Raw genomic sequence first — 8,506 nt, forward strand, 5'->3', positions numbered from 1 at the left:
CCATGGGTTGAAGTCAGGTGCGCTCAGAGGTCGATCCGCCTGAGCCGCAGCGCATTGGTGATGACCGAGACCGACGAGAGGCTCATCGCCGCCGCCGCGATCATCGGCGAGAGCAGGAGGCCGGTCAGGGGATAGAGCACCCCCGCGGCGACGGGCACGCCTGCGGCGTTGTAGACGAAGGCGAAGAACAGGTTCTGCTTGATGTTCCTGAGCGTCGCGACGGCCAGTTTCCGCGCGCGGACAAGCCCCACGAGATCGCCGCGCATGAGCGTGATCCCGGCACTTTCCACGGCCACGTCGGCGCCGGTGCTCATGGCGATGCCGACGTCCGCGGCCGCGAGCGCAGGAGCATCGTTCACGCCATCACCGGCCATGGCGACCGACTTGCCCTTGGCACGCAGCTCCTCGACCAGCTTCTGCTTGTCCTCCGGCAGGACGCCCGCGCGGACCTCGTCGATGCCGAGCTTGCCCGCCACCGCCTCGGCCGTGCGCCGGTTGTCGCCGGTGGCCATGATGACGGTGAGACCCAGCGCGTGCAGATCGCGGATCGCCGCTTCTGTCGTCTCCTTGATCGGGTCCGCCACGGCGACGATCCCGGCGAGCGTGCCATCCACGGCGACGAACATCGCTGTCTTGCCGTCCGCGCGCAGCGTGTCGGCCTCTGCCTCGGCCTCGTCCGTCGACAGCCCGAGATCGGTCATCATCGCCGCATTGCCGAGCGCGACCCTGCGGCCCGCGACGGTGCCGTGCACGCCCTTGCCGGTAACCGCCTCGAAGTCCTGTGCGTTCTCGGGGGTCAACCCGCGGTCCTTCGCTCCCGAGACGATCGCCTCGGCCAGCGGATGCTCCGACCCGCGCTCCAGCGCGGCGGCAAGGCCCAGCACCTCCGCCTCGTCGCCGTGGAACGCCACCACATCGGTCAGTCGCGGCTTGCCCTCGGTCAACGTGCCTGTCTTGTCGACGATCACCGTATCGACCCGCGCCATGCGTTCCAGCGCCTCGGCATCCTTGATCAAGACGCCCGCCTGCGCGCCCCGGCCGGCGGCCGTGGTGATGGAGATCGGCGTGGCAAGCCCCAGCGCGCACGGGCAGGCGATGATCAGGACCGAAACGGCCGAGGCGATCGCGAAGGCCAGCGCCGGTTCGGGCCCGGCCCAGAGCCAGACGCCGAAGGCGATGATGGCTATCACAACGACGGTCGGCACGAAGATCGACGACACCTTGTCCGCGAGTCCCTGGATCGGCGCCCGCGACCGCCGCGCGCCCGCGACCATCTCGACGATCTGCGACAGCACCGTGTCAGCGCCCACCTGCGTCGCGCGCACCGCCAGCGTGCCGTTCTTGTTGATCGTGCCGCCGGTGACGCGGTCGCCCTCGACTTTCTCCACCGGGACCGGTTCGCCCGTGATCATGCTCTCGTCGACCGACGACCGGCCCTCGACCACCTCGCCGTCCACCGGCACGCTGTCTCCGGGCCGGACCCTCAGAAGGTCGCCCTCGACGATGTTCTCGAGCGGTGCGTCGTATTCCGACCCGTCTGCCAAAATGCGCCGAGCGGTCTTGGGCGCGAGGTCCAGAAGCGCGCGGATCGCGTCGCCCGTCCGCTCCCGCGCGCGCAGCTCCAGCACCTGACCGACGAAGATAAGCGCCACGATGACAACGGCCGCCTCGTAGTACGTACCGACGCCGTGGCCCATCCGGTATTCGGCCGGGAACACGCCCGGCGCGAAGGTCGCGACCAGCGAGTAGAGATAGGCCGCGCCGACGCCGAGCGAGATCAGCGTCCACATGTTCGGCGAGACATTGCGGATCGAGTCGATCCCGCGCCGGAAGAACGGCAGCGCGGCCCAGAGGATCACCGGGGTCGCCAGCACGAACTCGGCATAGACCGAGAGGCGGTGCCCCATCCACCCACGCACGTCTAGCCCGACGAGTTCGCCCATGGTGATGATGATGAGCGGCACCGCCGCCGCCGCCGAGATCCACATGCGTCGCGTGAAATCGACGAGCTCGTGACTTGGTTCGTCCGAAGGCACCATGGGTTCCAGCGCCATGCCGCAGATCGGGCAGCTCCCCGGCTCGTCACGCACGATCTCGGGGTGCATCGGGCAGGTGTATTGCGTGCCGGGCTGGGCCTTCTGTCCCGCCTTCTTCGCGTTGCCGGAGGCATAGAAGTACGGATCGGCGTCGAATTTCTCCTGGCACCCTGCGGAGCAGAAGTGGAACGTCTCGCCGCCGTAGTCGCGCGTCCGCGCGCCCTCCTTGATCTCGATCTGCATCCCGCAGACCGGATCGGTCGCGGTCCTGGCGCCGGGCTTGATGTCGGAGGCAGCGTGATGGTGATGATGGGTGGCCATGATTGATGTCCTTTCTGTCCCGGTTTGCGGCCTCCAGTCGTTGGAAGGTCAAGAGGTGGGCTCGTGTCTTTCTTCTTGTGCAGAATGGTGGCTGCCATGCGCCGGTTCGCGTGATGGCGGGTTGAGCGCGAGGAAGACGCGCTCAAACAGGAAAACGGCGGTCATGCCGGCGATCGCGATGACGACGATCAGCGGGTCGCTCTGCCATTTGAGCGCGGCGAAGGCCGCAAGGACCACCGCGTCCAGTCCGATCGCCGTCAGCAAGACCCATCCCCGCGCGCCGATCTCCACCCGCAGGGTCCGCCAGACACCCCAGTGGATCAGGATGTCCATCACGAGGTAGAAGAAGGCGCCAAGCGAGGCGATCCGGCTGAGGTCGAAGAAGATCGTCAGCGCTCCGGCGATCACCACCGTATAGACGAGCGTGTGGTCGCGGATCGTGCCCGGCATCCCGAAATGGCTGTGCGGGATCAGCTTCATGTCGGTCAGCATGGCCAGCATCCGCGATACCGCGAAGATGCTGGCGATCACGCCCGAGGCAGTCGCGACCAGAGCCAGTGCGACGGTCAGGTAGAAGCCGATCCGCCCGAGGGCGGGTTCGGCCGCTTCGGCGAGCGCATAGTCCTTTGCCGCCACGATCCGATCGAGCGGCAGGCTGGAGCCGACGGCAAAGGCGACGAGAAGGTAGACGACGACACAGATCGCGATGGAGATGACGATCGCGCGCCCGACGTTGCGGTGCGGGTCGGTGACCTCGGCGCCGCTGTTGGTGATCGTCGTGAAACCCTTGAAGGCCAGGATCGCGAGCGCCACCGAGGCAAGGAAGCCCGCAACCGCACCGCCATCCGCGCCTTCCGCCGCCTCGAAAGAGAAGCCGCCGGCCCAGAGCGCGGCAATGCCGAAGGCCGCGATGCCGCCCACCTTGAGCACCGCCATGAGCTGCGACAGAAGACCCACGGAGCGGTTGCCTGCCGCATTCACGAGGTAGGCGAAGACGATGAGGCCCACGCCGATGGCAGGGACCAGCCAGCCTTCGGGCTTCAGATCGAGCCCCCGCAGGAGGTAGGTCGCAAATGTCCGCGCCACGAGGCTTTCGTTGATGACCATCGACAGCGCCATCAGCAGCGCGGCACCGGCCGCGACCGTCGTCGGACCGTAGGCCTTGGTCAGGATCATCCCGATCCCGCCCGCAGACGGCCAGGCGTTGGACATCTTGACGTAGGTATAGGCGCTGAATCCCGTCACCACGGCGCCAGCGACGAAGGCAAGGGGGAACAAGGGACCCGCAAGTTCTGCAATCTGCCCGGTCAGTGCGAGAATGCCCGCTCCGATCATCACGCCGGTTCCCATTGCCACTGTGTCGAAGAGCGACAAGCTGTTCTTCTGGTACTGCTGGGCCATCACCTCTTCCTTTCTGCCTTTCCGCGCGTGGCGGCCCAGATCAGCGGCAGCCCGGTCACGAGGCCAAGACCGAGAACCGCCCATGTGGCCTGGCCAAGGTCACCGCTCACCGCCTCGCCCCCGAAATGCGCCAGCAGGAAGCTCGCCGGGATGATGCCGGCGAGCGTCGCCAGCGCGAACCGCCAGGCATGCAGGCGGCTGAGCCCCGCGGCGTAGCTGATCATGTCGAATGACACGAAGGGCATGAGGCGGCTCGCAAAGACTGTCGCCGTCAGCGCGGTCTGCGAGCCGAGAAGCCCGGCATCTACCGAGGCGCCGAACACGCGCCGCAGAGCGTCGTGCCCCAGAACCCGCGCAAGGCCGAAGGCGATCAACGCGCCAAGCTCGGCGCCGATCACGACCTGAACCGTGCCCCAGACATGTCCGTAGGCCGCGCCAGCCGCCAGCGCAATCGGTGCGCTCGGGATCGGGCTGGCCACGACCGCGATAGTCATGAGCGTGACGATCAGCACCGGCCCCCAGAGACCCGCGCGGGCCACCAGCGTCTCCAGCCGCTCGGGCTCGAACCAGTCCCGCACCTCGGCAAGGGCCGAAGGCGCGATGAACCACACCCCGAGCAGGACGATCCCGAGGATCGCCAGACCAATGGCAATGCCGGCGCGCAGGCTCATCTCAAACCGCTGCGACGGCCTTCGCCAGCAGATCGCGGACCTGGCCTGCAACCGCGTGCAACTCGGCGTTCTCGATGGCCTGCATGGACGCGACCGGATCGATGGCGCCAATCTCCACGCCGCCCTCGGCTTCGCGCAGGATGACGTTGCAGGGCAGCATTGCGCCCACCCGCGGCTCGATCCCGATGGCCTGCCACGCCATCTTCGGATTGCAGGCGCCGAGGATGCGATAGCCCGGCATCTCGACGTCGAGCTTCTTTTTCATCGTCGCCTTGACGTCGATCTCGGTCAGAACGCCAAAACCGTGATCCGCCAGCGCCTTTCGTGCCCGAGCATCGACGTCGTCGATACTTGCGTCGGGGATCATGCGATTGATCGTGTAGGTCATCGCGAAATCCTTTCTCCTATTTCCGAAGATACTTGATCAGCGCTGCTATGGCCAAAACCAGCAGCACAAGGATCAGCAGGCCGAACAGCCAGCCAAACCCCATACCCCAACCCATACCGGCGCCCATGTCGTTCCAATTCATCATGTCGTCCTCCTGTTTTCCGGGCTGCGAGAGGCCCGTCTCTGCTGATCTCGCGAGAAGGTGGTGGAGCGAGCCCGCAGCGATCGGGACGTCGGGGCGCTCGAAGCGAACGCCCCGCCTGCGGTCAGACCGAAGCCGATACCGCGAACTCGGTCATCATTCCGGTCGCCAGGTGCGGCATGTGATGGCAATGGAGCATCCAGCGCGCGGCTTCGCCCGCGTCCAGCGCCACGTCCACCATCGACATCGGCGGCACGTAGACCGTGTCGCGCAAGGCGCCTGCCACGCGGCGTCCGTTCAACCCGACGACCTGGAACACGTGGCCGTGCAGATGCATCGGGTGCCCCATCATCGACATGTTGTGAAAGGAGAGCACAACCCGCTCGCCTCTGCGCGCCGTGACCGGCTGGTGCTGGCCCCAGACGGCGCCGTTGATCGTCCAGACATAGGGCTGCATCGAGCCGCCCAGCATCAGCATCTGACTGCGATCCACGGGGCGCTCCGGCAGGGCGTCCACCGCGATCAGCCGTGCTTCCTGCGCAAGATCGGTGTCGAACGCGGGCGCTTCAGCCTCCGCCACGGCATCGACGCGCCGCACCTCGGCACCGGGCGTGGCGAGGATCAGACCGGTGCGCTCCCTCGCCCCCTCGCGCAGCGCAAGGATCGGCCAGGCTCCGTTTTCGTTCGGCAGGTCGATCTCGAGATCGAGCCTCTGTCCCATGGCGAGCCCGAAACGGTTGCCGGAAAGCGGCTGCACCGCGTGACCGTCCGCCGCGACGAGGCGCGCCCCGGCCGCCCCGGTATCGATCCAGAACACCGTGGCCGCCGCGGCGTTGATGACGCGGAGCCGGATGCGACCGCCGCGCTCGACCTGCACCACGTCGGGGTCAGATAGCGTGCGATCGTTGGCGAGATAGGCGTCCCAGTCGTAGTCGTTCAGGTCCATGGCCATGCCGCCCATCTGGCCGCCCATGCCCATCATCCCGCCCATACCCGGCATCTGGCCCATCGCGCCGTGATCCATGCCCGGCATGGCGCCCATGCTGCCCATGGGCGTCCCCTGCATGGGTTGAGCGCCACCGTGATGCGCGTGCACGCCATGACCGCCGCCCGAGTGACCGCCGCTTATCTCGGCCAGAACCTCTTCCGGGGCCTTGAACGAGAAGTCGTGCAGGAACATCACGACCTCCTGCCGGTCGGCTGCGATGTCTTCGGCCGAACGCACGATCAGCGGCGCGGCGAGCAGCTGCATCTCCTGGGTCGGGACATGGCTGTGCATCCAGTGCGTGCCGGGCCTCGTCTCGAAGTCGTAGGATCGTGTCTCGCCCGGCGCGAGCAGGGGCATCGGCATGTCGGGCACGCCGTCCTGCGCATTGGGTGGGATCTGCCCATGCCAGTGTATGATCGTGCCGACGTCGAGATCGTTGGTCAGATCGACCCGGAACCGCTGTCCGGGATCGAATACCAGCCCCTGACCGCCGGAACCGGCAAGGCCGAAGACCGAAGCCGCGCGGCCGTCGATGTCGAGCGTGCGCGTGGCGGCAGCGAGGTGGATCGGGGCCGCCGTCTGCGCGAGGGCAAGACGGGGCATGTGCGCAACCGCAACGGCTGCTGCACTTGCGGCGAGAAAGCCGCGTCGCGAAAGGGTGTTCATGGTCGTCTCCTCGGGACATACCCGTCCCGTGCATCAATGCCTATGGGACGCCGCGGGCGTCGGCCGACGGCGCGCTCAGAGGAGACGGAGCTTGGGGGGGGGCGTTCGTTCAGTCCTGGCGCATGGCTGACGTGGGCTGCCTCGGACGGGAGATCGTGGCTGGCTGGCCCGAACGCGTCTCCGGCTTCCAGGTCCGGCATCGTCAGGAAGACCGACAGACCTGCGCAGACGAACTCGCACACGGCTGCGTCCGCCGATCCACAATGCTGGCCGTCGTCACAGAACGGTTGAGCGTCAGCGGACGCGTGCATCATGGCGCCTGCATGGAGCGCGTGGTCTCCCTGAATGCCATCCATCCGCGCAGCATGGGCTGCGCTGATCGTCGTCACCACGGCGATTGCGAGTATGGCAAATATGGATACAAGGCGCGCGAGCATGCCTCAAAGATAAGCACCGCTCACGATGATGTCCATAGCCGCGAAAGAAGCGGCTCTGGCAAACAGTCACATCAAGGTGAAGCCGAAGTGGCTGGATCGGGCTCGGGGACAGGACGATTGAGACGAAGCCTTCGAAATATCGTAGCGGGCGGTTTGCTCGCGGGAGCGCTCATCGCCGTTTATGCTGGCTTGCTGTATGTTCCGCCCGCATTCAACACCACCGCATCCGCCGATGTAATCGCGCAAGGGCGGCAGATCTATTCGGATCAGTGCGCCGCCTGCCATGGCGCGAACCTGGAAGGCCAGCCTGATTGGCGCACGCCGCTTCCCTCGGGCCGGTTGCCAGCGCCGCCACATGATGAAACCGGTCATACGTGGCACCATTCCGACGACGTGCTTTTCCGGATCGTCAAGGAAGGGACCGCCGCAGTCGTCGGCGGCGGCTACGAAAGCGACATGCCAGGCTTCGCTGGCGTGTTGAGCGACGCGGAGATCCGCGCAGTGCTTGACTACATCAAGAGCACATGGCCGGAGCGCGAACGAAGTCATCAGGAACGCGTGTCGCAGGGAAACAAGACCATCCACAAAGAGAGTTGATGCGCGGCAGGGCTGCTGATGCAGTGGTGGACGGACTCTTTATTGAAATGATTTAGAAACAATGGCTTAAGGTGGAGAAGGTTGGACGTCAGGCCCATCCCCTCCGCCAGCGGCCCTTTTCGCGCGCGCCTGAAGCATCCCAAATCTGTTGATTTTGCTTCACTATTGGGTGACCTTGGCTCCCGACCTTTCCCGGCTATTCTCGCGCATTCCTTGCCCAAAGCGGGCACAAGTGCGGGCACCCAATCCGGGAAATGCGGGCACGAGGGGCAAGTGAATGTTGACCGATGCAAAGGTCCGGCGCATCAGGAGCGGCGAAAAGCCCCAAAAGCTTGCCGACAGCGGCGGACTTTTTCTCTTCGTGACACCCTCCGGAAGTCGCATTTGGCGCTACCGCTACCGCTTTGGCGGAGTCGAGAAACAGATCGTTTTGGGCCACTACCCGGACATGCCCCTTGCAAAAGCGCGCCTGGCAAGGGATGAGGCAAAGGCTATCCTAAAGAGCGGGCGGGATCCGATCGTTGACAAGCGCCAGGTGCAGGCTGCGGGTCTCGAAGCCAGAGCGAATACCTTTGAGTGCGTCGCGCGCGAATGGCATCGGCTTCAGGCTCCGACATGGACCGCAACACACACTTCAGATGTTTTGCGCAACCTGGAGCGTGACGTTTTTCCTGAAATCGGCCGGGCTCCGATCGCAGACCTCAATGCGCGCCGAATCCTGGAAGTTGTGCGAAACATTGAAACCCGCGGCGCTGTCGAGACGGCGCATCGAACGCGGCAACGTGGCCTGCCCCTATCGGGTGGTCCGGTTTCAGTCTTAGTGCATGATGGGTCTCGGCGCCAAGGTAGATGCCTGGGG

The 8,506-nt window shown here is 65.8% G+C and carries 8 protein-coding genes; 2 read left to right on the forward strand and 6 right to left on the reverse strand.

Annotation, left to right across the window (positions count from 1 at the left end):
• Positions 1-23 precede the first annotated feature (23 nt).
• The 6 genes from ACN0WF_RS13755 to ACN0WF_RS13780 form a co-directional block, all read right to left on the reverse strand.
• Positions 24-2,357: a heavy metal translocating P-type ATPase gene (locus ACN0WF_RS13755; RefSeq protein ID WP_417773357.1), complete on the reverse strand. Its 2,334-nt coding sequence runs from the start codon at positions 2,355-2,357 to the stop codon at positions 24-26.
• 48 nt (positions 2,358-2,405) lie between these two features.
• Positions 2,406-3,758 carry an APC family permease gene (locus ACN0WF_RS13760; protein ID WP_097176344.1) on the reverse strand — a complete coding sequence of 451 codons (1,353 nt, stop codon included), beginning with the start codon at positions 3,756-3,758 and terminating at the stop codon, positions 2,406-2,408.
• Positions 3,758-4,429 carry a TVP38/TMEM64 family protein gene (locus ACN0WF_RS13765; protein WP_417773358.1) on the reverse strand — a complete coding sequence of 224 codons (672 nt, stop codon included), beginning with the start codon at positions 4,427-4,429 and terminating at the stop codon, positions 3,758-3,760. Before ACN0WF_RS13765 ends, ACN0WF_RS13760 begins: the two co-directional genes overlap by 1 nt.
• Before the next feature lies 1 nt (position 4,430).
• On the reverse strand, positions 4,431-4,817 hold the full coding sequence (locus ACN0WF_RS13770) for a DUF302 domain-containing protein (RefSeq protein ID WP_097176342.1): 387 nt from the start codon (positions 4,815-4,817) through the stop codon (positions 4,431-4,433).
• A 16-nt stretch (positions 4,818-4,833) separates the two neighbouring features.
• On the reverse strand, positions 4,834-4,962 hold the full coding sequence (locus tag ACN0WF_RS13775; protein ID WP_280176083.1) for a hypothetical protein: 129 nt from the start codon (positions 4,960-4,962) through the stop codon (positions 4,834-4,836).
• 121 nt (positions 4,963-5,083) lie between these two features.
• Positions 5,084-6,613 (reverse strand): multicopper oxidase family protein, encoded by a 1,530-nt coding sequence (locus tag ACN0WF_RS13780; protein WP_097176341.1) that lies wholly within the window; start codon positions 6,611-6,613, stop codon positions 5,084-5,086.
• 155 nt (positions 6,614-6,768) lie between these two features.
• Here ACN0WF_RS13780 and ACN0WF_RS13785 point away from each other — a divergent pair, with 155 nt between their 5' ends.
• Positions 6,769-7,647: a c-type cytochrome gene (locus ACN0WF_RS13785; protein WP_417773359.1), complete on the forward strand. Its 879-nt coding sequence runs from the start codon at positions 6,769-6,771 to the stop codon at positions 7,645-7,647.
• Between the two features lie 277 nt (positions 7,648-7,924).
• Positions 7,925-8,506 (forward strand): tyrosine-type recombinase/integrase (locus tag ACN0WF_RS13790; RefSeq protein ID WP_417773360.1); only part of this gene is annotated, 582 nt, incomplete at its 3' end.

Origin of the sequence: Stappia sp. (genome assembly GCF_048268045.1) — a bacterium.
Taxonomy (GTDB): domain Bacteria; phylum Pseudomonadota; class Alphaproteobacteria; order Rhizobiales; family Stappiaceae; genus Stappia.